This is a genomic window from Escherichia sp. AM3 (assembly GCF_032029835.1).
GTDB classification, from domain to species: Bacteria; Pseudomonadota; Gammaproteobacteria; order Enterobacterales; family Enterobacteriaceae; genus Escherichia; species Escherichia coli.
In genome coordinates, this window is record NZ_JAVUPQ010000318.1 from 1 (window position 1) to 1278 (window position 1278).

The 1278-nt window shown below is 61.0% G+C and carries 2 protein-coding genes; both read right to left on the reverse strand.

From position 1 onward, the window contains the following. On the reverse strand, positions 1-973 hold a 973-nt coding region (locus RTW80_RS25465), incomplete at its 3' end, for a DUF6531 domain-containing protein (protein WP_312720835.1). A gap of 75 nt (positions 974-1048) precedes the next feature. Beyond that, positions 1049-1278 (reverse strand): hypothetical protein (locus tag RTW80_RS25470; protein WP_312720837.1); only part of this gene is annotated, 230 nt, incomplete at its 5' end.

Below are 1278 nucleotides of genomic sequence, written 5' to 3' on the forward strand. Positions count from 1 at the left end.
CCAGCGGCGCAGTCGGCTGTTCATCCGGGTATGCCGGGTCGTGTGTCAGCCACACCGCCTCCAGCCGGATACCGTTATCGGCACCGTACTCTGTACCGGCGGGCAGCGTGTCGGGGAAAACCTGAGAAGAGGAAGCAGAACGGGGACCGGCTGGAGAAGATAAGGAAGACTCGCGCTGTTTACGGAAGGCTTCTGCCCGCTGCGCCTGTGTGCTCAGCACCAGGTGAAAACAGCGGCCCGCACCGTCCGTCACCCCCGTCACCGCGCCCGCCACGTCACCCTCCGCCGCCCGGTGGAAAGTCAGCGTCCGCCCGAAGCCGTCCACCACGCCCGTCAGCACCCGGTATGCGGGCGGCTCCGGCGGCGGCACCTCGTCCGCCTCCGGCACACGCTCCGGCCAGCCGAGTATCAGCCACTGCCCGGTTGTGCTGACAGCCATCATATAGGTGTGTGGACTCAGACGGACCGCTTCCGGCAACGCCCGCCAGAGCCGCGCAAGCGGATGGCCTTTGTGTTGTTTCAGCACTCCGCCCCTTGCCAGCCAGAACGACTCGCTGCGGCTGTAGCTTATCTCGCCGGGAAACAGCGACTCAAAGTGAATGCTCCTGCCGCCGCTGTCGTTGAGTATCAGTTCCCGCTCATGAACCTGTAAGCGGATATCGAAGGGCGCTTTCCAGCCGGGACCAAACACGCCCACTGGCGCGGGCGTCCTGGTCCGGTAGCTGCTGTAGGCGCGGAAAAGAATAAACGGCAGCGGGCCGGGCAGTGCCAGGTCGGTTTCAACAGGCAGAACCTTCGCACCGAGTAGCGGGTTCACCGGGCTGCCATAGTTCGGACTGTCCTTTTTTGTGGGACACACCGAGCAGGCCACACCGGTTGGCGCACCTATCAGCACCCCTGCTGAACCCTGCACAATATCCAGTCCCTTGCGGGTCATGTCACCCTGCCGCGCCGCCGGTTTTCCGCCGCCCATGAATCAATTCCTTCTGCTTTTAATATGGTTCATCTGGTCACTGCACCAGTTCCGTTTTAATTTTTTGCACCTGACTCAAAATTGCCGCATATCCGGCATTCCGGGGGGTAAATCTTTCGGCACAGGCGCATCCGGTACAGGTTGTGTGGCACCACAGTTCCAGTTAATCACTGGCGCATCACCGTTCACATCCGACTCCCCTTCCAGATGAATGTGCGTACCGTTGAGAAATATGCTTCCGTCCTTCGTCAGCACCAGCCTTGCCTTACCACAGCAGAGTTCAAGATGCTCACCGGCAGAATAAA